The sequence below is a fragment of the Rothia similimucilaginosa genome (genome assembly GCF_029850985.2).
Lineage (GTDB): Bacteria > Actinomycetota > Actinomycetes > Actinomycetales > Micrococcaceae > Rothia.
In genome coordinates this window covers 142709-169280 of the sequence record NZ_CM138149.1, presented here as the reverse complement: position 1 = coordinate 169280, position 26572 = coordinate 142709, and the positions used below count along the sequence as shown (strand labels likewise).

The 26572-nt window shown below is 59.3% G+C and carries 23 protein-coding genes and 1 tRNA gene; 9 read left to right on the top strand and 15 right to left on the bottom strand.

All coding sequences use genetic code 11. The features are described 5' to 3' along the window. Positions 1–195 precede the first annotated feature (195 nt). The 3 genes from QFX07_RS00740 to QFX07_RS00730 all read right to left on the bottom strand — a co-directional run bounded on the left by QFX07_RS00740 (position 196) and on the right by QFX07_RS00730 (position 1560). Complete coding sequence (locus QFX07_RS00740; protein ID WP_371567976.1) at positions 196–807, bottom strand: amino acid transporter; 612 nt, start codon at positions 805–807, stop codon at positions 196–198. After that, positions 808–1317 carry an asparaginase domain-containing protein gene (locus QFX07_RS00735; RefSeq protein ID WP_279741042.1) on the bottom strand — a complete coding sequence of 170 codons (510 nt, stop codon included), beginning with the start codon at positions 1315–1317 and terminating at the stop codon, positions 808–810. A 170-nt stretch (positions 1318–1487) separates the two neighbouring features. Then, positions 1488–1560: transfer RNA gene (locus QFX07_RS00730), tRNA-Lys, on the bottom strand. Between the two features lie 87 nt (positions 1561–1647). Between QFX07_RS00730 and QFX07_RS00725 the strand changes: the two genes are divergently transcribed. The 6 genes from QFX07_RS00725 to QFX07_RS00700 all read left to right on the top strand — a co-directional run bounded on the left by QFX07_RS00725 (position 1648) and on the right by QFX07_RS00700 (position 8898). Continuing rightward, positions 1648–2421 (top strand): histone acetyltransferase, encoded by a 774-nt coding sequence (locus QFX07_RS00725; RefSeq protein ID WP_279754526.1) that lies wholly within the window; start codon positions 1648–1650, stop codon positions 2419–2421. A 398-nt stretch (positions 2422–2819) separates the two neighbouring features. Further along, positions 2820–3437, top strand: coding sequence for a hypothetical protein (locus tag QFX07_RS00720; RefSeq protein ID WP_012902791.1), 618 nt, complete (start codon positions 2820–2822; stop codon positions 3435–3437). Then, positions 3437–4471, top strand: a complete 1035-nt coding sequence (locus QFX07_RS00715; RefSeq protein ID WP_279754525.1) for an inorganic phosphate transporter — start codon at positions 3437–3439, stop codon at positions 4469–4471. Before QFX07_RS00720 ends, QFX07_RS00715 begins: the two co-directional genes overlap by 1 nt. Positions 4472–4613: 142 nt before the next feature. After that, positions 4614–5693: a glycosyltransferase family 2 protein gene (locus QFX07_RS00710; protein ID WP_279754522.1), complete on the top strand. Its 1080-nt coding sequence runs from the start codon at positions 4614–4616 to the stop codon at positions 5691–5693. A 2-nt stretch (positions 5694–5695) separates the two neighbouring features. Continuing rightward, positions 5696–7429, top strand: coding sequence for a polysaccharide pyruvyl transferase family protein (locus QFX07_RS00705; protein ID WP_279754520.1), 1734 nt, complete (start codon positions 5696–5698; stop codon positions 7427–7429). A gap of 143 nt (positions 7430–7572) precedes the next feature. Next, positions 7573–8898, top strand: coding sequence for an FUSC family protein (locus tag QFX07_RS00700; RefSeq protein WP_348539263.1), 1326 nt, complete (start codon positions 7573–7575; stop codon positions 8896–8898). A gap of 76 nt (positions 8899–8974) precedes the next feature. Here QFX07_RS00700 and radA read toward each other — a convergent pair whose 3' ends face one another. After that, positions 8975–10405: a DNA repair protein RadA gene (gene radA, locus QFX07_RS00695; protein WP_279741053.1), complete on the bottom strand. Its 1431-nt coding sequence runs from the start codon at positions 10403–10405 to the stop codon at positions 8975–8977. Positions 10406–10613: 208 nt separating this feature from the next. On the opposite strand from radA, the gene disA reads away from it, so the two are divergent. Beyond that, on the top strand, positions 10614–11690 hold the full coding sequence (disA, locus tag QFX07_RS00690; RefSeq protein ID WP_279741055.1) for a DNA integrity scanning diadenylate cyclase DisA: 1077 nt from the start codon (positions 10614–10616) through the stop codon (positions 11688–11690). Between the two features lie 106 nt (positions 11691–11796). Then, positions 11797–12021: a phosphoglycerol transferase gene (locus QFX07_RS00685; protein WP_279754516.1), complete on the top strand. Its 225-nt coding sequence runs from the start codon at positions 11797–11799 to the stop codon at positions 12019–12021. A gap of 91 nt (positions 12022–12112) precedes the next feature. On the opposite strand, the gene QFX07_RS00680 is transcribed toward QFX07_RS00685, so the two are convergent. Beyond that, positions 12113–12868, bottom strand: a complete 756-nt coding sequence (locus QFX07_RS00680; RefSeq protein ID WP_279754515.1) for a hypothetical protein — start codon at positions 12866–12868, stop codon at positions 12113–12115. 92 nt (positions 12869–12960) lie between these two features. On the opposite strand from QFX07_RS00680, the gene QFX07_RS00675 reads away from it, so the two are divergent. Then, the gene (locus tag QFX07_RS00675) at positions 12961–14016 is read left to right on the top strand and encodes an HhH-GPD family protein (RefSeq protein WP_279754513.1); all 1056 of its coding nucleotides are present in this window, start codon (positions 12961–12963) and stop codon (positions 14014–14016) included. Between the two features lie 117 nt (positions 14017–14133). On the opposite strand, the gene QFX07_RS00670 is transcribed toward QFX07_RS00675, so the two are convergent. The 10 genes from QFX07_RS00670 to folB all read right to left on the bottom strand — a co-directional run bounded on the left by QFX07_RS00670 (position 14134) and on the right by folB (position 26541). After that, a complete protein-coding gene (locus tag QFX07_RS00670) occupies positions 14134–16695 on the bottom strand; it encodes an ATP-dependent Clp protease ATP-binding subunit (protein WP_279754512.1) in 2562 nt (853 codons plus the stop codon). Positions 16696–17730: 1035 nt separating this feature from the next. Then, the gene (locus tag QFX07_RS00665) at positions 17731–18084 is read right to left on the bottom strand and encodes a histone-like nucleoid-structuring protein Lsr2 (RefSeq protein WP_279742217.1); all 354 of its coding nucleotides are present in this window, start codon (positions 18082–18084) and stop codon (positions 17731–17733) included. A 691-nt stretch (positions 18085–18775) separates the two neighbouring features. Further along, positions 18776–20359 carry a lysine--tRNA ligase gene (lysS, locus tag QFX07_RS00660; protein ID WP_459741171.1) on the bottom strand — a complete coding sequence of 528 codons (1584 nt, stop codon included), beginning with the start codon at positions 20357–20359 and terminating at the stop codon, positions 18776–18778. 52 nt (positions 20360–20411) lie between these two features. Next, positions 20412–21359: a pantoate--beta-alanine ligase gene (panC, locus tag QFX07_RS00655; RefSeq protein ID WP_279754510.1), complete on the bottom strand. Its 948-nt coding sequence runs from the start codon at positions 21357–21359 to the stop codon at positions 20412–20414. Then, positions 21356–22318, bottom strand: coding sequence for a Rossmann-like and DUF2520 domain-containing protein (locus tag QFX07_RS00650; protein ID WP_279754508.1), 963 nt, complete (start codon positions 22316–22318; stop codon positions 21356–21358). Before QFX07_RS00650 ends, panC begins: the two co-directional genes overlap by 4 nt. 93 nt (positions 22319–22411) lie before the next feature. After that, a complete protein-coding gene (locus QFX07_RS00645) occupies positions 22412–24283 on the bottom strand; it encodes a PH domain-containing protein (protein ID WP_279754506.1) in 1872 nt (623 codons plus the stop codon). After that, positions 24283–24981, bottom strand: coding sequence for a PH domain-containing protein (locus tag QFX07_RS00640; RefSeq protein WP_279742221.1), 699 nt, complete (start codon positions 24979–24981; stop codon positions 24283–24285). The genes QFX07_RS00645 and QFX07_RS00640 overlap by 1 nt, the downstream gene beginning before the upstream one ends. Next, a complete protein-coding gene (locus QFX07_RS00635) occupies positions 24968–25486 on the bottom strand; it encodes a DUF3180 domain-containing protein (protein ID WP_279742222.1) in 519 nt (172 codons plus the stop codon). Before QFX07_RS00635 ends, QFX07_RS00640 begins: the two co-directional genes overlap by 14 nt. Before the next feature lie 45 nt (positions 25487–25531). Then, positions 25532–26137 (bottom strand): 2-amino-4-hydroxy-6-hydroxymethyldihydropteridine diphosphokinase, encoded by a 606-nt coding sequence (folK, locus tag QFX07_RS00630; RefSeq protein WP_279742223.1) that lies wholly within the window; start codon positions 26135–26137, stop codon positions 25532–25534. Next, positions 26137–26541, bottom strand: a complete 405-nt coding sequence (folB, locus tag QFX07_RS00625) for a dihydroneopterin aldolase (RefSeq protein ID WP_279742224.1) — start codon at positions 26539–26541, stop codon at positions 26137–26139. The genes folK and folB overlap by 1 nt, the downstream gene beginning before the upstream one ends. Positions 26542–26572 lie beyond the last annotated feature (31 nt).

Sequence of the window (26572 nt, the reverse complement as noted above, 5' to 3'; positions counted from 1 at the left end):
GGCAGGTGCAAGTCGTGTTTCTGTCTATACCGTATCACGCGTTCTTGAGGGGTTTCTGAGTAGTAGCTGAGCGTCGCGGAAAGCATTGCCCGCTGTCTTTCGCTACCTCGTCATCACCCTCTCAGAGGCGTGAATGCACAAAGGAGCACCCCACCCGCTGGGGTGATTGAACGCCACTCCTCAAGACCATAACTTTTATTGTTCAGCGCCTGTTTGCTTCTCCAGCTTGCTCCGGCGCAGACTCCTACGAATCACCACGCTATATAACAGCGAAAATAAAACCTCCACAGCAAAGGACGCCATGACCGTCAGCAGGCTCACCGCATAGAACACGTCCACACGGTCCAGCAACGTCTGTGGACCGTGCAGAGCCACCAACACATAGATGAAAAACGCCGTCATCACCGCAGCAGCAACCGCGGAAGCAACATTCGCCAGCAGCACCAGCTTCACTGAACGGTTCACCCGGTAAATCATGGCAAGCCACATGTGCATCACCAGGTAGACCAGCGGTACCGCACCAATCGGGAAAAGTGTGACACGGATGAAGTAATAAACAATAATCAGCGAGGGTACAACCAGTAGCAGCACACGCACCAGGTACAGGTTCTTAGCCGGCAACGGGTAATCACTGGCGACATTCCAGAACTCGTCAGCTTGCTGTTCCAGCTCCTCCAAGGCCTGCAACTGCATCAGCTGTGTCTGAGTCATATATTCCTGCGGCACAAGATCCGAGGAACCCACCACCTGCGCAAGCTCAGCGGCAGAAACTGGTTTGCCCCGCCGCGTACGAGCGGAATCAGCCATTTAGCCCTCGAAAATGCCGCGGGAACGGTCCTTACGCACGCTCTCCGCAGGGAAAATACGGCCGCTCATGCTGATGTACACGCCAGGCTCCAGCAGGTTTAGGGCAGCGATAGCGGCGCCCAGGTTGAAGCTGGCATCCGAACGAGCCATCACGGCGGGCTGCATCGCACCGGTTAGCACCACAACCTTATCGCCCAGGTCGGCGTGCTCCACCAAGTAACGTGCGGTCTCCGGCATGGTGTCGGTACCGTGAGTGATGAGCACCTGGTCGTTAGTGACAGCATTCAGCACCTCGGTCAGCTCGGCACGATCCGCATCGGTCATGTCCAAGCTGTCCTTACCAATCAGCGGGCGAATGTGAAAACGCACATCGGTGATAACGCGGTCCAGCAGGTCCTTAGCGGCAGGCTCTCCAATATCCATGGTGCCCGCCACCGAATAGAACTTATCGATCGTGCCGCCAGTGGCAAGAATCGTGATTTCTTCGGAGTTCTTAATGGTGACGCTCACGGGTTTCCTCATCTTTTCGGGTCAACGTACACAAATCAACAACTGCCAGGCCAATCCGGCAGGACGCGCCCCATCCACACGGAATCAACACGGGGTAAAACCCCGAACATGAGGGTGAAGACGCAAAAACCCGCCGACCCCCGCGAAGCGGGAGGCGACGGATCGGCTAGTGCGCCCTGTGGGGCTCGAACCCACGACCTGCGGATTAAAAGTCCGTAGCTCTACCGACTGAGCTAAAGGCGCTCCTATCCACACAAAACTGAAAGTGTGCAGATAGAAATACTATACACTACCGACTCCCAGCTAATAAACGGTACACTGGAAAATCCTATGTCTACACCCGCAGCATCAAGCAGCGCCTCCGGGCACACCCGACACCGCACCCACCACCGCCCCGTCCTCTACTCCGCCAAGAAATTTGAACGCCACGAAGGCGGCATGGACCCCGCCGCACGCGAAGAGGCGGCGCACGCCTCCGCACGCATCCTACTGATGCGTGGACGCGGCACCGACGAACAGATGACCGAGCGGCTTGTCAGCTTCACCGACGACTACGGTATTGAGATGCTCGCCGAACTCTGGTCGCACGCGAGCGCCCACTCCCTGCCTGGTGCGCTGTGGCGTATGTACTGGCTGCGGGATGTGGTGCATCGTTCGCCGCGCGGGGTGAGCCGTGCTTTTGAGCTGGGCATGGCGGAGGATTACCGTTCACACGTGGTGGCGGGTGTTCCCGACCCGCCGAGTACCGACGAGGTGGTCCGCACGATTGATGAGATTCTGGCGGGCCTGTACACCGGCGATATGGACATTGCGATGGAACGTTGCGCGGCTTTTGCGCACGTGGTGGCGTTGGGTATTCGCACCGATTATGCGCGCTCTGCCAGGCAGGATGGTGCGGTTCTGGGCAGCCACGAGGTGAAGCGTGAGGCGGTGGAGCGTCGTGCTCGTCTGCCGTATCAGGCTCATCAGATGGAGCAGATCGCGCACGATTTGGAGGCGGTCGCCGCCCAGCTGCGCGCCGTTGAGGCTGGTGAGCAGGCTGACGGGGCTTCGGAGGCTGATTCTGCGCAGGAAAAATCGCAGACCAACCTCAAAATATTCTAGTCTTCTTCAGCCTTTGGGCGCCTAAAAATGCGGGTTCGTGCCGTAAATTGGCACAGGTTCCACATTGGGTTGCAAAGGCGTGAAAAGCCTGTTTTCTAATTGACTCTGTACCGGGTGCGGGTGGATAATAATTACAAGATGTCGGGTTGCTAATAGGTAGCCCCGGGCTCCAAATCTTTAGCCGCTTCGAGCGGCCTTCCGCCGAGAGGCGCTCCCAACCCGACATCCCTCAACGTTCCGGTGGGGGTCGAGAAATCGATTCCCACCGTTTTTTGCTTAAAAATCCTCACGGGCAACCGCAAACAGCTCGGCGCTATAACATTTGCAGGTCGGGCTCTAGTGATGTACGCACGGGCTATGCGCACCCGCAGCGTCCAATACTGGTTAGACTGGGAACTATGCTGCACCGACTTTTCCCCCACGCCAACGAATCCCTCGCCTCCCTCGCTGAAATTTCAGCGCAGGTCGGTGAGGCTGCGGCATTGCTCTCTGAAATGGTCGGCTCCCCCGTCGCGGAGTACCCCGAACTCTTCGAACGCATGCTCACCCACGAGGCAGACTCCACGAACCTGCTATTCCGCACCCTCACCGAGGTGCGTAGCTCCTTCTCCCCGCCGATTCCGCGTGAAGACCTGTATACGCTGGCACGCAAGCTCACTAACGCCGTTGAGAAGCTCACCAGCGCCGCGCACGTGCTGTCTCTGCACAGCATTGACGGCTTCGCCACGCACATCACCTCAATCCTGGACATCATTCAGCGTCAGGCGGTGCTGACAGCCGCCGTCATCCCCAAACTTGCCGATATTCGCGGCCTCGATAACTACTGGATGGACATGCTGCGCATCTCCCGCCAGGCGCTACGAACCGCCGAAGAATACGATGCGTACATTGCCGAACGCTACACCCCCGAACGGTACCGTCGCTACGCCACCTTCCTGGCGCAGCTGACCGCCGCCTCCAACTCTATGCGCGATGTGTCCGCCGAGATCGGCCGCATTATCGTTCAGGAATCCTAATGCTCCTGGGTCTTCTAGCCTGCTGCGCTTTCATTGCCGCGGTCTACGTTACCGGTGTGCACGATGCCTCCAACTCCGTCGCGGTTCCGGTGCGTACCCGCGCCCTTGGCGAGCACTCCGCCACGTACCTTGCCGCGCTCTTCAACGTGCTCGGCGTGCTCGGTGCGTTCCTGCTACTCGGCGAGTATTCCGCCTCGTGGGTAAGCGCCCCGGAGGGCATCACAGGCCTGAACGGCATTGTTGCTGCGCTGCTGGTCTGCGCTATTTGGGGTGTGCTCACCTGGTTTTTGCGTTTTCCGTCCTCCTCGACCCACGCGCTGGTCGGTGCCCTCGCCGGTGTGAGCTGGTGGACCCAGACGAAGATCGACAGCGCCGCCGAAGGGTTCGGTTCCCTCGCATTCCTGCCGCATATCTTTGGGGCGACTCTGCTACCGCTCTTCTACCTTCCGCCGCTCATTTTTCTGCTGTCCTGGCTGATGGTGGTGCCGTTCTACCGGCTCGTGGTCGGCCACAACCCGCGCCTCGTGAATCAGCGAGCCCGCGAGGTACTGGCGGTGTCTGCCTCCGCGATTTCGCTGCTGCACGGCCTGCAGACTGGCTACCTGTACCTGCTGCTGTGGGCGCTACTGAGCGAACGCATCACTAATCCGGCGCTGATTCAAGCCCTCACCGGGGGCGGGATGCTGCTGGGCACCCTCATTATTGCCCTCAGCCTGGGTGCGGGTACGCTGACCGGTGGTCGCCGCATCGGCTACACCTTCGCCTACAAGATGGTGCGCCTGGACCCGTTCCGTGGCGCGGTCGCTCAGGGCACGACCGCGGTGGTGCAGGTGCTCGGCTACTTCCTGCTGCAGGTGCCGTTTTCCTCCTCGCACCTGGCGACTGCATCGGCGCTCGGTGCGGGCGTGAACCAGCGTTTTAACGCGTTGAAGTCCAGGATTGTTCTGCAGATTCTTCTGGTGTGGCTAGTAACCATTCCGGCATGCTTTGTGCTTGGGGTGCTGGCAATGGTGGCGCTACAGTCCATCAGCTAATTTTTAGGGGCGGCGCATGCCTCTGCATGCATGCTGTTGCAGCGTGGACGGGCGGCGGGTTGAGTCTGAACAGTGCACACCTTCATAATGGGTTGAGTTCCTGGGCTAGCATGGGCCCATTCACCCTCGACTGATTGTGGTTATGTCTTCCCCTACCGTAGCTATTCTGGTCCGCACGAAGGACCGTCCCCGCTTCTTGAGCCGCACATTGGAGAACATTGCGCAGCAGACCTTCACCGACTACACGGTCTGCGTGATTAACGATGGAGGCGACGAGCAGGCAGCCCGCGCCGTCATTGAGGAATCCCCGCTGGATTCCGGTCACGTACAGCTGCTGACCGCCGGCGGCAACATGGAGGCGGCATCCAACGCCGGTTTGACGGCGACCGTCTCCAAGTACGTGGCGATTCACGATGACGACGACCTGTGGGCGCCCGAGTTCCTGGAACGCACTGTCGCGGCGCTCGAAGAAAGCGGCGCGCTCATGTGCACCACCCGCATTGTGGAGCGGTACGAACGCGAGAATGCCGACGGCGAGTTCGAGGTGTACGAAGAGCGTATTTTCCACGACAGCCTGCCCAGCGTAGGTTTACAGTTCCTGTTCCGCACGAACCGTACCGTGCCGATTGGTATTCTCTACCGCCGTAGTCTGCACGAGCTAGTTGGTTTCTACGACGAGTCCCTGCCGGTGGTCGGCGACTGGGAGTTCAACATGCGTGCCGCCTCTGTTGCGGATATTCTGCTGGTGGATGAGCCACTGGCGTACTGGTCGCTGCGCCCCGACGCGGAGGGTGCCGAGGCGAATAGCGTGAAGCGTCAGGCTGATCACGCCCGCTTCGATTCACTGGTGCGCGCCCGCGCTATCCGCGAGGATCTGCAGGCAGGTGCCCGACCGGGTGCGTACCTGTACCAGGCGCATTTAGCGGCTGACCTGGAGCGCCGCGTGATTGACGGGCACGATCTGACCCGCGAATCCCTGGATATTCTGCGTTCAATTGAGCACCGCCTGGGACGTATCGAGGCTCGTCAGCAGGTTATTGAGACCCGCCAGCACTCTATTGAGGAGCGCCTGAAGGTTCTCAAGCACCTGCGTGCTCCGGGCCGCGCGTTGCGTTCCTTGGCGAAGCGTTCCCTGGCTTCTTATTCTCTGTCTTCTCGTTCCCAGGGCCACCGCGCTGGTGGTAGCACCCAGACTGGTTCTACCAGCGCGAAGGACGCATAGCCATGACAGAGAATAATCATTCTTCTACAGCACCGCGCGTACTCGTCATTGGCGATATTGGCCAGTATACCTACCACGTCGGTGATGAAGCTATGACCATCGCGAGTGCCCAGGCCCTCGCAGAAGGCGGCGCAGCGGTCACCCTCATGACCCGCGATGTGGGGCATTCGGCGCGCTACATTGGTGAGCCCTTTGCGCAGGATGTAGGCACCCCCTACGGGTACCTGCCGTTTCTCCTCTTCCCCTGGGCGCCGGCTGAACGCGAGCTGACCATCGCGGCGCTCGAGTGCGTCCTGGTACAGCTGCACGCCGATCGGGAGCGCCCCTCCATCACCGATCTGGTGGCGTTGCCGCAGGTGCAGGCACTACCCGAGGTGTTGCATCCGTTGGAGCAGATCGTTGAGCGGATGGTGGAATTTGCGGATTCTATCGCAACTATGGACGCGGTGGTTATTTCCGGCGGAGGGAATCTCAATTCTCGCTACGGGTGGCTCCTCTATGAACGCGCCGCTGCGGTGCGTGCCGCCGAGCATGCTGGCGTACCTGTGCATGTGACCGGCCAATCCTTGGGTCCAGTGCTCAGCCCCGAGGATGCCCGCATCCTGGAGCGCATGCTGCGCACCGCCCGTTCGGTGACGATGCGCGAACATTCTTCCCTCGTCTGGTGCCGTGAGCGGGGTATTGACGCACGCCTGAGCGTGGACGATGCTACCGACTACCTGGTGGCTTCCCCGGCGCGTACCCTGCACTATGCGAAAGGCATTTCCTCAAGTCAGATACTGGATAAGCTACCTGAGCTCTACGTGTGCGTCACCGTCAACGAGTGCACCGAACAGCAGGCGCAGCAGATTGCGCATCTGCTCGATAGCATGTGGCGAGAGCACGGCTACGCCCCCGTATTCCTGAGCCATTTTGGCGACCCACAGAACCCCGAAAGCGGCGATATTCAGGCACACCAGCGCATCGCTGAGCAGCTCAGCCCCTCCACGCCGGCGACCCTACTGCCGATTCTGCACGCAGACCAGAGCGTTACCGTGCACCGAGGGGCGGCGTTCACGCTGACCAGCCGCTACCACCCGGCGGTGTTCTCCGCCGCGGCGGGTATTCCCGTGCTCACTCTCGTGCCGGATGCCTTCACGCAGATGCGTGTGGGCGGAGCCCTGAGCCTGTACGGGCTGGGTGATTTCACACTGCCGTTAGGCATGTTGGCCGGTGGTGTTCCCGAGCTGATGGTTGCCGCTGCCATGCAGCACGCGGCGGTGGCGTCGGATGCGCGCCGCGCTGAACTTGTGGAGGTTCTGCAGGCTGATCGTGCCTACCTGCTCGCACAGATTCTTGCCTCTAGTGCAGAAGCGCGCGACAAGGCAGAAACTCGCGGCGAAGTAGAAGCCCCCGCGCCTTTCCCCACCGTGGAGCAGGTCCCGGCGTTCCCCGAGCCGCTGGGTGCAACCGTCCGTGCCGCCCGCGATCTCTTCACCGAAACCTCCCTCACCGCGGGGTTTGAGTGGGCGATGTCTGACCGAGCGCACTCCTGGGACGCTGAGCACCGCCGACAGCTCGAACATGCCTGCGCAATCGGTGGCGGGCACAGCACGCAGGGTATTCACGGCGCACACGGCGCCGAAGAAACACACCCCGTCACCGTTGAGCCTGAGTCATCTTCCGAAGCACCCGCACAGCCACACCCTGCCCAGCCGGGCCTGCTAGCGAGGGTGGCTCGCCGCCTCCGCAGCTAGGTTGTGTAACGGGAGGCTCAAGTAGCGGTTCGGGGCTAAGTTTCCTCGAAAAAATACGGCTCCAGAGCGGGTACAGTGCGCGGACTCTCTCACAGTTGAGCCCGACACTGTCCTAGCCCCTTGTGCACCGCACACACGCCGGTATGATGGTGCTCATGGCACGCTTCGCAGAGATTCTACGCACTACTGAACAGAATACCCGTCAGTTCATTCGTGAGGGTATTCATCGAGTCCAAGCAGACTTCTTTCAGTCTGTGCAGATTGTTGCGGCGTCTATGGGTGCTTGGCTTTTCTCTGAACGCGTCCTGGGCCATCAAGAGCCTATTTTCGCGGCGGTTTCTGCCCTCGTGTCCCTAGGCTATGTGAGCGGCGCTAAGCATTCCCGCCGAATCCTTGAGGTTTCCTTCGGCGTAACCCTCGGTATTCTTATCGGTGACCTTCTGCTGATTCTGCTTGGTCACGGCACCTGGCAGGCGGCGGTCGTGCTGTTCTTATCCGTGATTATTGCCCGATTTATTGATAAGGGCATTATTTTTACGATTCAGCTCAGCTTCCAGGCGTGTTTTGTATTACTGCTACCGGTGCCTGATGACGCGTTCACCCGCAGTTTTGACGGCATTGTCGGTGGTGCCTTCGCGTTCCTTGCCATGTATCTGATGCCGCGTGATCCGCGTAAGAACCCGCGTGCCCGCGCTATGACTCTGATGGATGCTTTCGCAAAGGTTTTCGCTCTTTCCTCTGAGGCAATCCGCTACTACAACTACGACAAGGCGTACCAGAGCCTACTCGACGCGCGCGCTCTGCAGCCGCTCTACGATAGCTGCCGTGGCGATCTAATTACTGCGCAGGGTATGAGCGAGCTGTCCTGGAATAGCCGTAAAAGCAAAGGCGAGCTGGCGCGCTTGTCGAAGACCCTAGCCGCGGTGGATTTGGCAATTCGTAACGATCGCGTCCTCAACCGCCGTATGGCGTCCACGATTCGCCACGTGCAACTGCGCACCGCCGCGCAGATTTCGCTCAGTGACGCACTGGCTGAGCTATCGCTCGCGGCGCAGAGTCTCGGCTTGGGTATGTCTGCCCCGACCGAAGGCGAACGCGAACACTACATGATGGAAGCCCGCAAACGCATGGTGAAGCTCGCAGGCACCCTTGAGCCGCGTGCGATGGGTGTGGAAACCTTTGAGGGTGAGTCGCTAGTGCTGATGCTTCGTCTGATTGTGGTCGACTTTATGGAGGCCACTGGCATGTCACACAAGGACGCTGTCGATGTTCTGGTACCCCTGGGCGAGGCGGTCACACAGCATGCGCCGCGCACCTCGGCCATCCCAATTGTTGATACTGACGTGGACGACCTGATGGTGGTTAACGACACAGCCGATAGCGCGGTCAACGCCCACCACACGAATAATCTGAATACCCGTTCGATCAACATTATGCTGCATGAGAACGAGGAGGAGAGCCGCTCTTAGCGGTATTTCCCACAGAGGGGCTCCCGAGGGCATGACGCCAGCCGGGAGCCCCCTTTCTTGCTATTTTTAGAGTGTTTTATTTCTGCGGGAAGAGCAGAGCCAACGCCTCACCCAGGGTGGTTACCTCACGTACGGTGACACCTTCGGGTACATCCCCTACGCCTGCCGGGGAGGCTGGCACCAGCACGTGTGTGAAGCCCAGTCGGCCCACTTCCGCAATACGCTGGCGGATGCCCGGCACGGCGCGCACCTCACCGGCCAGACCGACTTCGCCAAAGACCGCGAGCTTACGCGGGAGCGGCTTATTCTGGGCCGCTGAAGCCAACGCCATCACGCAGGCCAGGTCAGCGGCGGGTTCGGTAATCTTTGCGCCACCCACGGTAGAAACGTAGCAGTCGAGCTTGCCCACATTCAGCCCGGCGCGGCGCTGTAGCACCGCCAATAGCATTTGAATACGCGCCGAATCCAGACCCGAAACGGTACGGCGAGGGGCGGGTGCCACCGCCTGATCCAGCAGGGCCTGCACCTCCGCGAGCAGGGGTCGGCGGCCCTCCATTGTGACGGTCACGCAGGTACCGGGTACGGGGTGCGGAGTGCTGGAGACGAACATGCCGGAGGGGTCCAGCACCGGCGCGATACCGTCTTCGTCCATATCGAAGCAACCGACCTCGTCGGTGGGTCCGAAGCGGTTCTTGATAGCGCGTAGCATACGGATATTCGAGTGCTTATCGCCCTCGAACTGGCAGACCACGTCCACCAGGTGTTCGAGTAGGCGCGGACCCGCAATGGTACCTTCCTTGGTCACGTGACCCACGAGCAGAGTGCACATATTGCGTTCCTTTGCGGCAGCAATGACGGAGGCGGCAACCTCACGCACCTGGGTCACGCCACCGGCGCTACCCTCAACTTCAGCGGAGGCGAGGGTCTGCACGGAGTCAATGACCAGCAGGGAGGGGGTGACCTGCTCAATATGCGCCAGGGCGGTGCCGAGGTCAGTTTCGCTGGTCAGGTAGAGGGTGTCCGCGATGGCGCGGATGCGGTCGGCGCGGAGCTTGACCTGCGCTGCAGATTCCTCGCCGGTAATGTACAGGACCGGGCGCGGCGGCTGGGTGTTGTGTGCCGGGTTGTTCTGCCCCGCATTCCGGGTGGTGCCGCGCGCGAAGGTGGCGGCGACGTCCAGCAGCAGGGTGGATTTACCCACGCCGGGTTCGCCCGCCATGAGGATGACCGCACCGGGTACGAGTCCGCCGCCAAGCACGCGATCAAATTCGGGGTTTCCGGTGCTCATGTAGGCGGCTACGCGCGAGTCGACTTCTGCGATGGGCTGGGCGGGTTTCTGCACACTGGATGCGGCGCGAGTGCGCGCGCGGGTGCCCCCGGCGGCCTCTTCGACGGTGCCCCAGGTTTGGCATTGGCCGCAGCGGCCTACCCATTTGGCGGTGGTCCAGCCGCATTCGGTGCAGCGGTAGGCGGGTGCGTTTTTGGTGTTTTTCGTGCGCGCGGTCATGGGTCTATTTTAGGGTCTGGGACGATATGGTGCGCAGTATTTGGTCAGGGCGAAATAGGGCACCACAGAATACATTTTTACTCTTATATGCAGATAGTTTAGACCTGCACACTCCCACATAAATATTGAGAATATCCATTCGTTTTTAAGGCACTTTAGCCCGCCGTTCCGCCGCTGACCTGGCTCAATAACCACCCTTACGGGTACAATGTTTTTTGTGCAGATGAATTATAGTGACCTATTGATTAAAACTATCGCCCGAATCGCCCCCGGTACCGAGCTCCGCGAGGGTCTGGAACGCATCATGCGTGGCCGTACGGGCGCACTCATCGTCCTCGGATCCGACCGCACCGTATCTTCTATGTCGTCGGGCGGTTTCAATATCGACACCGAGTTCTCGGCAACCCGTCTGCGCGAACTGGCGAAGATGGATGGCGCTATTATCTGCGACCGCGACGCCACCCGCCTGTTGCACGCCGGCGTGCAGCTCATGCCGGACGCCTCCATTGACACGAACGAGTCCGGCACCCGCCACCGCACCGCCGAACGCACGGCGATTCAGACCGGTTTCCCGGTGATTTCGGTGAGCGCGTCGATGTCCGTGATTTCGGTGTACGTTGACGGCACCCGCTACATGGTTGAAGACAGCCAGTACATGATGGCTCGCGCAAACCAGGCGATTCAGACCCTTGAAAGCTATAAGAAGCGCCTGCGTTCTGTGCTCTCCAGCCTGTCTGCCCTGGAGATTGAATCGAACGTTTCCCTGGGCGATGTGGCGATGACCCTGCAGCGCATGGAGATGGTGAACCGCATTATCCGCGAGGTCAGCCACTACGTGCTGGAGCTCGGCGTGCACGGCCGCCTGATTGCCCTGCAGTTGGAGGAGCTACGCGCCCCCGAGATGACCGCTAGCGACCTAATTCTGCGCGACTATCTGCCCGAGGTGAACGACGAGCTGATGACTGCTGGCGTTGAGGCGCTTCAGAACCTGAACGATATGGACATCGTGGATCTGCGCACGATTGCCCGCACTGTCGGCTTTGGAGAGAACCCCGACCTGGAGCTCCCTTTGCAGCCTCGCGGTTTCCGCCTGCTCGCCGGTATTCCGAGCATTCCGAACGCTATTTCTGAGCGTCTGGTTGAGCGCTTCGGTAGCCTGCAGGCTCTGATGGCGGCGTCCCTTGAGGATCTGCGTGCCGTGGATGGTGTGGGTGAGGCTCGTGCCCGCACGGTGCGCGAGCAGCTGTCCCGCATGGCGGAGAGCAGCCTGGAGAAGTATCTCTAGAAGTATCTCTAAGGGAACAGATTATCGATCCCTCAAAAATAGTTTTGCGATATGATGCAGTAACAGTGGAGTTATCTCCGTACCTTGGCACCCCAAGGAGGTCACAATGTCGTACTCACGCACCAAGCGCCCCCTCCCGTTCTTTGTGTGGGCATCCCCCATCCTGTTCCTGATTTACCTGCCACTACTATGGTTCAAGGTCATCCCCAACTCCTTTGAGGTGACCGACCTGTCCACCCTGCTCTTGGCGGCACTGCAGTGGACCGCTTTCGGTAGTCTGCTCGGGTACCTGGGCGAGCGCCGCTTCGCCAAACCTCGCACCTCCAAGTAATAACCATATAAAAGCTAAAGCCCCCACGCCGGAAAATATCCAGCGAAGGGGCTTTGTACACTCACACAGGGGTGAAAACTATAGACGTGAACTACTGAATCACGAAGTTCACTTGAGTCGAAGTCACACCATTCACCGTAGCAGTCGCCCAGTAAGAACCCTTCTGAGCATTCGAAGCGGAGGAGCAGCCCAGAACGTTGATCTTACGGTCCCACGCCAGGTCGGTCGCACCCTCAGAGCCTGCAGCCACGTCCGCCTTAGGCAGGGTGGTCGCCGCGCACAGGCTACGGGTGTACACCCGAGCCGCACCGGAGGTGATGTTCAGGTCCACACCGGTGTTCGTGCCCTCGCCACCGACAGCGCAGGGGGTCTTCGAGGAGTTCGTGTAGGTCACGTGGAAGGACACCTGCTCACCGGCTGCGAAGGTATGCTTCGCGGGGGTGACGGTCACCTTCAGGTCGTTCGCGGTGCAGGCCGCAACAGCAGCCGCAGTGGTCACCGAAGGGACCGGTGCGGGGGTGGTCACGCTTGCAGTGGGTGCCGCAGAAGCGGTCACCGAGGGGGTTACCGAAGCAGTAGCCGAAGCAGACGCGGTTGCAGAGGCAGTCGCACTAGTGGACGGGGTAGCCGAAGCAGTTTCGGAGGGGCGAGCACTGAAGCTCTGGAAGGGCGCACCGGAAGGCGTCGCAGTAGAGGCTACAGTGGCGTCCTTCTTGCCGTTAATCATGCCGATCATGGAGGTCACGCCAGCAACCAGCAGCAAAATAATAGCGAGCAGAGCAATAACCGCCACGATACGACGACGACGGTACACTTCGGGAGGCAGAACGGGACCATTTTCAGACATACCTCTAGGATACCGGGTTTAACCTTGAGATTCACAGTGAACTCTGTTCATGCAATTTTGGGAATATATATTCTGTGGCGTAGGCTTTTCGGATGACCTCAGAGCCCAAACGCACCACACGCACGTGCCCCGAACCTACCCTGCCTGAAGACACGAACATCAAAGCACTCCACCACCGAATCAACCAGTGGTTCCTCAACCAGGCACGCGATTTGCCGTGGCGTCGTGACGAGTGCACCCCCTGGGGAGTGATGGTCAGCGAATTCATGCTGCAGCAGACCCCCGTCAAGCGCGTGCTACCCGTGTGGGAGGAGTGGATGCGCCGCTGGCCCACCCCCGCCGACCTTGCCGCCGAGCCCGCATCGGAGGCGGTGCGCGCCTGGGGCCGCCTGGGTTACCCGCGCCGTGCGCAGCGTCTGCACGGTACCGCTGTCGCGATTGTGGAGCAGCACAGCGGTGAAGTTCCCGCCGACTATGAGGCGCTACTGGCTCTGCCGGGCGTAGGTTCTTACACGGCGGCGGCGATTAGCGTGTTCGCGTTTGGTCTGCGCGCCACGGTCATTGATACAAATATCCGTCGCGTGCATGCGCGCGCCGTGTCCGGCAAGGCGCTACCCTCCCGTTCGTTGACGGCGGCTGAGACTCGCCTGGCGGAGGCGCTCATGCCCGCCGACACCCCCACCTCCTGCCTGTGGAATGCGGCAACCATGGAGCTTGGTGCGCTGGTCTGTACGGCGAAGTCCCCAACCTGCGAGCTCTGCCCCGTGGAGGATCTGTGTGCCTGGGTTGCGGCGGGCAAGCCGGAGGCGGACTACACCCCCAAGGGCCAGAGCTGGCACGGCACGGACCGTCAGGTACGCGGGGCGGTTATGGCGGTGTTGCGTGCGGCGCATGAGCCGGTGGACCGCGAGCTCATCCTGGGTGCGGGTGTAGCCTCGGCTGGCGGCACGGCCTCTTCACCCGCTGCAGCTTCTTCGCCTGACTTGGCGTTCCCCTCGGATGCACCCGCCGCGGTGCACCACCCACTCAAGGCGTTGTATGCGCTCTCCCCCGCCGCCGAACAGCTGCAGCGCTGCTACGCGGGGCTGCTAGCGGACTCTCTGGCACGCGAGGTCGCCCAGGGCGATACAGTGCTCATCTCGCTCTAGGAATCATCTGAGTGGAGCTTCTCCTTGAGAAGACAGAAAACGACTGTGGGGCGGTACCGGATAATTCCGGTACCGCCCCACAGTCGTTTAGTACGCTAGAACTTAGCTACACAGAGCCTAGTCCTCGTCCTGAATATCAGTTGCAGGTGCTTCAGCTGCAGGAGCGTCCGCTTCGTTCAGCTCCTGCACCGAATCCAGAGCCAGCTCCTTCATCGGCTGAGAAGAGAAAACGAACTTCGCGGAGTCGCCCTCGCCCTCAGCATCCACGGTGATTTTCTCACCGGGCTTGATCTCACCGAAGAGGATCTTCTCGGAGAGTGCATCCTCAATGTTGCGCTGCATCTCGCGGCGCAACGGGCGAGCACCCATGGACGGGTCGTAACCCTTAGTGGCCATGAGAACCTTCGCAGCATTGGTCAGCTCAATAGACATATCCTGCTCCGCCAGACGCTTAGCCAGGCGACCCACGAACAGGTCCACAATCTGCAGAATCTCAGACTCGGAGAGCTGCGGGAAGACAATGATGTCGTCCACACGGTTGAGGAACTCGGGGCGGAAGTGTTCCTTGAGGTTCTCCATCACACGCGACTGCATACGCTCGTAGTCGGCGGTTGCGTCGTCCATCGCCTGGAAACCGACCGGGATGCGGCGGTTCACGTCACGCGATCCCAGATTGGTGGTCATGATGATGACGGTGTTCTTGAAGTCCACCACGCGACCCTGCGAGTCGGTCAGGCGACCATCTTCCAGAATCTGCAGCAACGAGTTGAACAGGTCGGCGTGAGCCTTCTCCACTTCGTCGAACAGGACCACGGAGAAGGGCTTACGGCGGACCTTCTCGGTCAGCTGGCCGCCCTCATCGTAGCCGACGTAGCCGGGAGGCGCACCGAACAGACGGGAGACGGTGTGCTTCTCCTGGTACTCGGACATATCCAGGGTGATGAGCGAATCCTCATCGCCGAACAGGAACTCAGCAAGTGCCTTAGCAAGCTCGGTCTTACCCACACCGGTCGGGCCGGCGAAAATGAACGAACCACCAGGGCGGCGCGGGTCCTTCAGACCTGCGCGGGTACGACGGATAGCGCGGGACAGCGCCGCGATAGCGTGCTCCTGGCCGATAACGCGCTTGTGGAGCTCCTGCTCCATGGTCAACAGGCGGCTGGACTCTTCCTCGGTGATCTTGTAGACGGGAACACCGGTGGAAGCTGCCAGAACCTCAGAAATAACCTCGGGGGTCACGGTGCCGAATGCGTCGCCACCTTCGTGCCATGCCTTCTCGGCTTCTTCCTTCTCAGCCAGGACCTTCTGCTCCTGATCACGCAGGCCTGCAGCCTTCTCGTAATCCTGGGAGTTGATGGCGTCTTCCTTCTGCTGGCGCAACTTGGCAGCCTTCTCGTCGAGCAGCTTGATCTCCGGAGGTGCGGTCATGCGCTTGATGCGCAGACGTGCGCCCGCCTCGTCAATCAGATCGACAGCCTTATCCGGCAGGAAGCGGTCAGAGATGTAGCGTGCCGCAAGATTCACGGCAGTCTCGATTGCCTCGTCGGTAATGGTGACGCGGTGGTGTGCCTCGTACTTATCACGCACACCCTTGAGAATCTGCACGGCGAGCTCCTGAGAGGGCTCCTCAACCTGAATCGGCTGGAAGCGGCGCTCCAGGGCCGCGTCCTTCTCAATGTGCTTACGGTACTCGTCCAGGGTGGTTGCACCGATGGTCTGCAGTTCGCCTCGAGCCAGCATGGGCTTGAGGATGGAGGCAGCGTCAATCGCGCCCTCTGCGGCACCTGCACCGACGAGGGTGTGGATCTCATCGATGAACAGGATGATGTCACCGCGGGAGCGAATTTCCTTCAGGACCTTCTTCAGGCGCTCTTCGAAGTCACCGCGGTAGCGCGAACCTGCAACCAGGGAGCCGAGGTCCAGGGTGTACAGGTGCTTGTCCTTGAGGGTCTCGGGGACGTCACCGTGCACGATAGCCTGTGCCAGGCCCTCCACGACGGCGGTCTTACCGACGCCGGGCTCACCAATCAACACAGGGTTGTTCTTGGTACGGCGGGAGAGGACCTGCATGACACGTTCCATCTCCTTGTGGCGGCCGATGACCGGGTCCAGCTCGCCCTCACGTGCTGCCGCGGTGAGGTTGCGGCCGAACTGATCCAGGATGGTCGAACCCGCGGGAGTGCCTTCGCGAGAGTTACCTGCACCCACGCCGGCGGTTTCCTTATCACCGGAGTTGTTGCCGGGGTAGCCGGAAATCAGGTCCATCACAGCCTGGCGCACGGCTGCGGGTTCAGCGCCCAGCTTGACCAGCACCTGGTTTGCCACGCCCTCGTTGGCACGAACCATGCCCAGCAGGATGTGTTCGGTGCCGATGTAGCCATGGTTCAGCTGAATAGCCTCGCGCATGGACAGTTCGAGAACCTTCTTCGCGCGAGGGGTAAAGGGGATGTGGCCGTTAGGTGCCTGGGGGCCGGGGCCGACGATGTCCTGAACCTGTTCACGTACTGCGTTCAGGGTAACGCCCAATGATTCCAGGGCGCGGGCACCGATGCCTTCGCCCTCGTGAATCAGACCGAGCAGAAGGTGTTCGGTACCGATGTAGTTGTGGTTGAGCATGCGTGCCTCTTCCTGGGCAAGCACCACAACGCGCCGAGCTCGATCGGTAAAGCGTTCAAACATTTACGCACTCCTTGCATTTTCCTATTGATACAAGAGTACGTTGAGCGCGGCTGAAAGGGCGGGCTGATGGGCGTCTGTTCGCCATCAAGAGAACAGATGAGCTGTTCGAAGCGTTTTAGGCACGGTTTCGGGGCTTCTGGCGGGGTACGGGAGTGGTTTTGAGGGAGCTAGCTCACGCAGGTGGGCCTACCCTGCAGGTGGATGGGCACTGCCGGTCGGTGCTGACTGTTTTTGCCGGGGCTGCCTGTGCAGAGTGTGCGCATGCAGAGTGTGTGCATATTGCCATCGGATGTACTGCGGGCAGGTGGTACGGGTGGGTTCTGAGAGACCATGGTGCCGATACGAGGGTTTACTGAAGAGGTGAACGCACAATAACCCATATAGACCAAATCCCCAAACTGATTGTTTCCTGCAGGTGCATGAATATATTGCAGAAATTTTTAAAAATTTATACGCTTAAGTGAGAAATTTCAATAATTTGCAAAAAATACTTGCCGGACAACACGGTACTTATTTCCCAGACAATTCCCGCATGATTTCGGCACCACACCAAGAAATAATCCGTAATTTCCGAAAGTACCACCGAAGATGCAGAGTCCCTAATTATTCGAAAAATTTCAGTCAGTACATTCCATCCTCTTCAATGGAATACTCGACTCAACGACGGCACGAATACTACAGAGCATACCCCCGCTTAGAAGAGGTGAATGCACCATTACCTTTAGTGTTCCTGCCGATACATGAAATCTAAATGGGGAGCCTGAACTCGACACCAGATTGGGTATCCGATTCCCTAGTCTTCCTCCTGATAATTCAGAAGCGAGCATGGGCAAAGGATCAATATGTTTTACATGTAAGTAGTAAATTAGGGTGGGTGATATAAAAACACCCCACCCTCCGCAGATATGCAACACATATCAAGAAATACCGGGGTACAACTAAAGGCGGATGGTCAGAAAACCAGCCGCCTTTAGCGTCCGGAGAATTAGAGCCCTAAAGCACCAAACCCTCCGACAGCGTGAATACTGAGAGCCTTTAGCCCTGAGCCTTCATTGCTTCGTAGTATGCGTCCTGAACATCCTGGTGGATGCGGCCACGGTCAGAAACCTTGTGGCCATTAGCCTTAGCCCACTCGCGGATTGCTGCGGTCTCAGGGTTGCGCTTAACCGGAGCAGCGGTGCCACGGGGAGCACGGCTGCGCTGAGTAGCGGCACCCTGCACGCGGCGGGACTTCGCTACGAAGGGGCGGATAGCGTCACGCAGGCGAGCTGCGTTTGCAGAGGACAGATCAATTTCGTAGTGAGCGCCGTCCAGGCCAAAACGGATAGTTTCGTCTGCGGGACCGCCATCGAGATCGTCTTCCAGGATGATGCGAACCTTCTGTGCCATTGAGGCGCCTCCTCATCTGTTACATATATCCTATGGGGTAAACCCAAAAACCTCTATCGGGATTGAGAAAATAGGGCGCCGGATATATTTATGTACTAATTTTCTTTCATATAGTAACAGAAATATATTAAAGATTCCGAAAATATTCTGAGCATTGAAACAATGGACCAATCACCCGCAGCGATATATCGCTTCTGCTTCCCCCCGTTAAATCTGCACTCACTACAAGAACATTAAAGTGAAGTTCAGAGTGCAAATACTTTGGAATCTTCCAGACAGCAGACACAGCCCTCAGAGACAAAGACACCTAATAATGCACCCCCTCATCCCCCGACAATCTGAGTGCAATATAGCGCCCGTACGAGCCTGCACATTAGATCATTCGCACCATACATTTCAACTCTATTCAAATGCAAAATTCTGCCGCCTCCCATCCCTTCATTATTTTCTATGTAACACACTCATGTATATAAGCAGAAAACCCCACCAGAGTGAATGGAACAGCATAAATCAGCACCAGAATAAGCAAAAAATCACCCTAAAACTCCCCTGACCTGTGTAAATAAACAACAAACCCCACCCCAGAAGCTATACGCCGCGCAAAAGAACACACAGAAAACGGCGGGTGGCGCAGATACAACCGTATCCGCGGCACCCGCCGCTTTAACACCCTCACAAGTGAAGGGGAAGCTTAGGCCTCCGGCTTCATCAGGGGGAAGAGAATAGTCTCACGAATACCGGGCTGACGCACCACAGTACCCGGATGCTCCGGATCCTGGTCGCCCGCCAGCAGCATAATCAGACGGTCGATGCCCAAGCCCAGGCCACCCATCGGGGGTGCACCGTGCTCGAGGGCGCGCAGGAAGTCCTCATCCAGCTCCATCGCCTCATCATCACCGGCAGCAGCCAGCATCGACTGAGCGGTCAGGCGCTCACGCTGAATGACCGGGTCAATCAGCTCGGAGAACGCGGTACCGCGCTCCATACCGCCAATAATCAGGTCCCATGCCTCGATCAGAGGCTCACCGGAACGGTGCGGACGAGCCAGCGGCTGAGCACTCGGCGGGTAATCGTACACGAAGGTCGGGTTCACCAGGGCCGGCTCAACAATCTCACCGAAAAGCTCGGTCACCAGCTTCTCAGCGTCCCACTTCGGGTCAATGTCCACCTCATGCTTCTCAGCAATCTCACGCAAAACGGATGCGTCAGTCTCCGGGGTAATCTCAACTCCCACAGCCTCGGACAGGCCCGGGTACACGCCAACCCACTTCCACTCACCGAACAGGTCAATGGTGCCGTTCTCGGTCTCAATACGCTCAGTGCCGACAGCCTTCGCGCAGCTCTGGATAATCTCCTTCATCCGCTCAGCCATCACAAACTGGTCAGCGTACGTCTCGTAGCACTCCAGGGTGGTGAACTCGGGGCTGTGGGTCGAGTCCACGCCCTCGTTACGGAACACGCGGCCAATCTCGTACACACGGTCAATACCACCAACCACTGCACGCTTAAGCGGCAATTCGGTTGCAATACGCATCGTCATCGGCTGGTCAAAAGCGTTCAGGTGAGTGCGGAACGGGCGAGCCGTCGCGCCACCGTGCACCAGCTGTAGAACGGGGGTCTCAACCTCAATGTAGCCGTGATCTTCCAGCACGCGGCGGACGGTACGGGTAATCAGGGCGCGCTTCTTCACCAACTCGCGAGCCTCCTCGCGAACCATCAGATCCAGGTAACGCTGGCGAACGCGGGTTTCCTCATTCAGGTCCTTGTGCAGAACCGGCATGGGGCGCAGCGCCTTCGACGCCATCTTCCAGTCGGTCACCATAATGGACAGCTCACCGCGGCGAGAAACAATCACGCGGCCGGTCACGAACACGTGGTCACCCAGGTCAACCAGGGACTTCCACTCAGACAGGGATTCTTCGCCAACCTCAGCCAGCGACAGCATCGCCTGGATGCGCTTGCCTTCGGTACCACCCTGCAGGGTCACAAAGCACAGCTTACCGGTGTTACGGACGAACACCACGCGGCCGCCAACATGCACCACACGGTCAGTCTCTTCCCCAGCCTTCAGCTCCTCAGCAGCCAGCTTCGGATCGTACTCGGCGCGCAGATCCTCAATGTGGTTGGGCTCCACGCGATTACCCTCAGAATCCAGCAGACCCACCGGGTATGCCTCGCGACCCGATTCGATCAGCTTCGCACGCTTCTCCAGGCGAATCTGCATCTGCTCGGACATATCAGCAATCGCCGGTGCGGCAGTGTGCTCAGTGCTCACAGTGATACCTATCTGTGTAGTGTGTTGGGGACTCTTCTAAACGAGCAAACGCTTAGCGCAGGTCCATGTTGTCAATCAGGCGGGTCGGGCCAACGTACGCAGCAACCAGTGCCAGCACTCGCTCCGACTCCTCAGTCGGCTCGCCGAAAGTCATCGGATCAACCAACTCTAAATAATCCAGGCGCACACCGGGAGTGGAATTAATCCGCTCGCGCGCACCATCCAAGTCAATCTCGTGGAAACCACGGTTCAGTGAATTCTCACGCAGCATCGCCAAGGTGCGGGACAGCACGAGAGCAGACTCACGCTCCTCATCCGACAGGTAGCCGTTACGCGAAGACAACGCCAAACCGTTATCATCACGCACAATCACCACCGGGCGCATGGTCACGTCATGGTTGAAATCGCGCACCATACGCTGAATCAGGATGTACTGCTGAGCGTCCTTCTGCCCGAAGTACGCATTCACCTGGTGGTTACCGGCCGCGGGGCGAATAATATTGAAGAACTTATTGACCACAGTCAGCACACCATCAAAGTGACCGGGACGGGTCGCACCCTCAAACTTAGTACCCAGCTCACCGCTCGAAATGCGGATGAGCGGGTCACCATCGGGGTACATCTCTTCAACCTCGGGGGCAAAAATAATGTCAACACCGGCAGCACCGGCCAGAGCAGCATCCGCTTCGAGAGTACGAGGGTACGCCTCGTAATCCTCGCCGGGGCCAAACTGCAGCGGGTTCACGAAAATGGAGGCGACCACTACATCATTCTGTTCAGCGGCACGACGCAACAGGGTTGCGTGGCCATCGTGCAGGGCACCCATGGTGGGCACATAACCCAGCGTGGCGGTACGGTACTGAACATCAGTGCCATTCTGCTCCGCCTCCTGGCGGGCTACCCGGTCCAGTTCCTCCTGCGCTACGGCAAGGGATTCGGTGATTACCGTACGGAAATCCGCAATGGTGGTCACAACTCGGGGCTTCGAAGTCTCAGTCATGACGAGAACTCCTTGTTTTCGGGGGTTGAATCATCAATATCGCCGGGCTGGTTGCACTCCGTAGAATCGCCCAGCAGATTTTCAATTCGTCCCAGTTGCTCATCGTTTAACAAACCTCTATTATGCGCCCTTTTTGCAGTTGCATGTGCCAGAGCGGCATAAGAGTCTGTAATATCACCTGTTTTTTCAGGCTCTGAATATTCATTCAGAGCCTGAAGGTGAGCCTTCACGGTACCGGCGTCTCCACGTGCCACGGGCCCGGTTAGAGCACCTTCACCGCTGGCGAGCGCATTATCCACGGCGGCTCGAACGAGCGGCCCCATATAGCGTGCCGGGTCCTCAATACCGATAGAGGCAAGCATCTGCTGGGACTGGCCCAAGATGGTCACGAGGTGGTTCGCGGCATGCGCTAAGGCTGCATGGTAGAGCGCTCGGTCAGCCTCGGCAACGTGCACGGGTTCGCCGCCCATTTCCACCACGAGTGCCTGAGCAATCGGGATGAACGGCGCGGGTCCGGTCACAGCGAAGCAGGTGCCGTTCAGACGCTGCAAATCCACGGACATGCCGGTGAACGTCATGGCGGGGTGAATCGCCAAACCGATAGCGCCCAGCGCGGTCGCCGGTGCGAGAAGCTCAGTGCCGTGACGGCCGGAGGTGTGCACCAGAATCTGACCGGCGATGATACTTCCCGAGGACGCCAGGTAGGTGATAAGGCCCGGCAACTCGTCATCAGGAACAGCAAGAATCAGCAATTCGCTACGCTCAGCAATCTGCTCCACCGGCAGCAACGGCACATCGGGAAGCAGCATCGCGGCGCGCTCCTGAGAAGCCTCAGACACCGCGTGAACACCCACAATAGTGTGCTCGCAGGCGCGCAAAGCTGCACCGAGGACGGCTCCGACCCTCCCGGCTGAAATAATTCCAATGCCCAAACGCGCAGGTTTTGAATGCTGTATCACGGCTTTAAGTATATTCTCCCTTGGCAACACCGCCTGCCGCCGGTACACAACAGGAGACCGGCGGTAGGGTGTGTTTGCAGTTTTAGTAGCGGGTTAACGCACACCGTACCCATTCGCGCCGGGCACATTCGCAGCAGGCGCAGAACCCAGCGCGGGTTCCGGTACTCGGTAGTAGGGCTCAATACCCTCCAGCCGAACCGTCATCAACCACACCAGGTTCTCGCAGACGCGTGGCGGCGAGTGCATCATGAGCGTACGCACCGGGCCGGGCACCGTACCGAAATGCACACTCGCGCATCCGAAGGCACGCTGCAGCGGGCCCTGACCCCAGCTTACGCTCAGCACACGGCTGACCGGAACAATCGACAGGGCACGGATAAAGTAGCCACCACGAATCAGCAGCAGGTCACCTCGCGTATGCTCACCAACACTCGAGCACGCCGCATCAGAATCAATGCAAGTGGTCGCCTGCACCGAACCGGCGGTGTAACCGACCGTGGTCACACCGTTACGCTTCCAGGTGAGCAGATCCATCCAGCGCGCCGAAGAGGGCGTCACAATCATTGCCGGAACCTGCGGCTTCTGACTCTCCAGCGAACTGTTGGCGGTATCCAGCAGCACCTGCGCCTGCACCTCATCTAGGGCGGGCAACAGCAGACGCAACACCATCACCGTCTCCTGCTTGTTGCCAACCGGTAGGGCAATATTGCGGGTCACCAGCTTCTGGTTTTCGTTCTTCTCAATACCAATACCGGCAATGGTCATCTTGATGCGGTACCAGCCAAACGCACACCACAGGATGGGCTGCTCCACGACCAGCGCCTGAATACGCTCAACCATCACGTTCTGGGTGTGCGTGCCGGTGAAACCGTACCGCAGGGTTACACCACCCTGACCGCTGGGGGTGATTTTGAAGTTCGCGGCACCATCAAAACGTGTCCATAGGGCAACCACGTAACCGACCATAGGCGCGAAGGTACCGGGCAGTATCGCCATGAAAATGAGGAACGGGCTCTCACCCTCCAGCATTGCGGCTAAGACCGCAATGCCAACCATGAGGGCCACGGCGGGCACCAGCCACACCAGGTGCTCCAGTATGATAGAGCCAATCAGACGCACATTCGAGATGCGAAAAATCGGCGGCTGTGAGAGGTCGGCTGCGACCGGCATTGGCATACGACCGCGAGCGCCGCGGCGAGATGCTGAGGGATGCTGAGGTACAGACTGCTCGGGTGCAAACTGGTCGGGTGCGGGCTGCTGGAATCCCTGCTGAGACACTACCTGCTGGGTGCTGTCCTGCACGGGCGCACCATAGGACGCCTCGAACGGCTGGTGCATCTGATCCGCATCCAGCATACGCTCCGTCGAAATCTGCATGCTATCGGACGACACGTCGACCGGGCGGCCAGCCGCCTCCGAACGCAGCAGGTTAATACTCGCCATCGCGGTGCGGCGCAGAACCTCCGCCTTACGGGCTGAAACGTACTTGATGTGCAGCGCCTCCGAAGAGCCGTCAGCCACCTCAAAACGTAGCTCCGACAGACCCAGCAGACGAGTCACCAGAGGACGCGAAATGTCCACGCTCTGCACGCTCTCCAGACGAATCGTGCGGTTCTTCTTGAACAGAAAACCGCTGCGGCGGTGAATCGCCAAATCGTCCAGGCTATAGCGAGTAAACCACCAGTCAATCGAGCCAGCAGCCAGAATCAGCAGGAGCACGGCAAAGCCGATGAGCTGCGAGTACGTCGTGCTGAAATAGCTGCTGTTCTCGTCAAATGCCTGCGTCAGACGCGCGCCCCACTCGTTCGGCGGGGTGGTCAGAATATTCAGGATAATGCTCTGGAAGAAGCCGAACGCCAGCAGAATAATAAACCAGAGGTTCATAATGAACGTGCGGATATCGGCACGCCACCACTTCTGATCCTGAGAGTTCGGAGCGTTATTATTCGGAACCGGGGTACTCATTAGAGTGCCGCCATTCGCTCATCGGCGCGGCGCACTAAATCCGCACGCAGCTCCTCCGCCACGTTCAGCGGAATACCAAACAGCACCATCGTGCCGGTGGTCGTGCCCGCGGTGCGCACCGTCAGGCGGGCAACACCGCACATGCGCTCCAGCGGGCCCGAATCCACATCAACATACTGGATGCGACCGTACGGCATGGAGCTCATCGAACGGAACATGATACCGCGGCGAGCCATCAGGTGATTAGACTCCAGCGCGTAGCTGAGCGCGCGAGTACGGCGCGGAGTGGTCAGGATCCACCACAGACCCCACAGGCCAAACACCCCAATCACAGCCAGACCGATAATGCGCAGTACCTCCGGGCCGCCGAAGAACGCACCCGCACAGTACATGGCAACACCCGCAAGAATCGGGAACGCCAAAGCAGAAATGGTGTGAACAAAGCGAACTGTCAGGTAGCGGGAAGCTGCGGGCACCCATTGCGGCTCCGGTACGGATTGCGCGGGAACTGGCTGAGATGCGTTCGGGTACGAGGCTGCGGACGGAACCTGCTGACCGTACTCTGTTTGCTGTCCATACGGGGTACCATGCTGACCATAGGGCTGCTGATACTGCCCGTTCTGCCCATAGGGGCCCTGCTGGGCGTCCTGCCCGTACTGGCCATTCGGCGAATAACTATTCTGGTTAGGAGCCGACATAGGTTCCTCCCTCTCGCGGCTTTACGGCACCGGACGAGGAGGCCACATCCTCATCATCACCCGGCGGAATACGACAACAATGCTGAGCCCACAGGCCAGCAATCAGCAAGGCAACACTGCCCACACAATTAACAAGAACCTCCCAAAAGACCACCGAAAAACCGCGCGTAGACACCATCGCCAAATGGTAGCCAAGAATCGCGCCACACCAGCCCGCCAACAGGGCACCGGTCATAATGGACCCCTGCGCATACGCCACCGCACGCGCCGCAAGAATCGGGCCCATATGCGGTGCCTTCTCACGCGTCTGAATACGACGATAACGAGCCACCTGCACACCCAGCCACACGGCACCCGCCGCAACCAGCAGGCACACCGCGCCAAGCATCCACGAAAAATTCAGCTCTCCAAAACCGGCGCCAATCATCACGGAATTCACCATAAGAGCGACAGCGGCAGCGCACACCGCCGCTACAATAATCGCCCAATAGCTCAGGGGCTTCATGGTGTTTCCTTTCGGTAGGTTCCTCTACCTTCCAGGGTGCCATATTTAAGGCTGATCAGGTACCTGCATCTCACGCATATAGCTAATAGCGTCTTCATCCGCCTCAATCGGCGTACGGGACAGCTCTACAACGTTCACGACCTCGCGGCTCAGCGGTGCAGGAACCTCATCCGCACGCTCCCCCGAAGGCTTCGCACGATGCGTCACCGTCAAGCGTGCCTGCGGGTCCATCTGCGCCCACGGTACCAGCACAAAAGCACGCTCCTGCGCCCGCGGATGCGGCAGAGTCAGCACCGGATCCTCAGAGATCATGCCATCATAGTCAATCACGTCAATATCGAGGGTACGTGGGCCCCAACGCACCAGGCGCTCACGGTGATACGCCGCCTCCACCGCGTTACACAGCTTCAGCAGCTCGTAGGCCCCCAGGTCAGTGGTCACCTCAATGACCGCGTTCACGAAATCCGGCTGACCCGCTGGACCACCCACCGGGGCGGTACGGTACAGCCCGGAGGCGCGCACCAGCTGCACACCACTCGCCACCAGGTCGGCGATGGCACGCTCTAGGGTATCTTCGCTTTCGCCCAGGTTCGAGCCCAACGCCAACACCGCACGGTGCTTCTGTATACCTAGTTTCTGGGTGCCCGCCATTAACGGACGCCTTCACCGGCGACACGCTCACGGAACACGCTCACCGCTACGCACCCAAATGGCACCTCAATGGGCGCCTGCGGCTTAGAAACCTTGATTTCCACCGCGTCAATACGCTCAAAATCAGCCAAAATACCCTCGGCAATGTTCATGGCAAGGGTCTCAATCAAATCCAGCGAGCCGGTGGTAATCTCGCGGTTGATAAGCTCCGCTACCAGCGCGTAGTTCGTAGTCTTCGTCAAGTCATCGGTGGCAGCTGCGGCAGAAAAATTACTGTACAGGGTCGCGTCCACGACGAAGGGCTGGCCATCGCGCTTCTCAAAGTCGAGCACGCCGTGGTAGCCCTTGGCGGTAATGCCGGTAAGAGTGATACGGTCGTGGCGTGCGTAATCTGCCTGGGTCATTGGGGTCTCCTAGAGGGTATTCGGGTAGTCG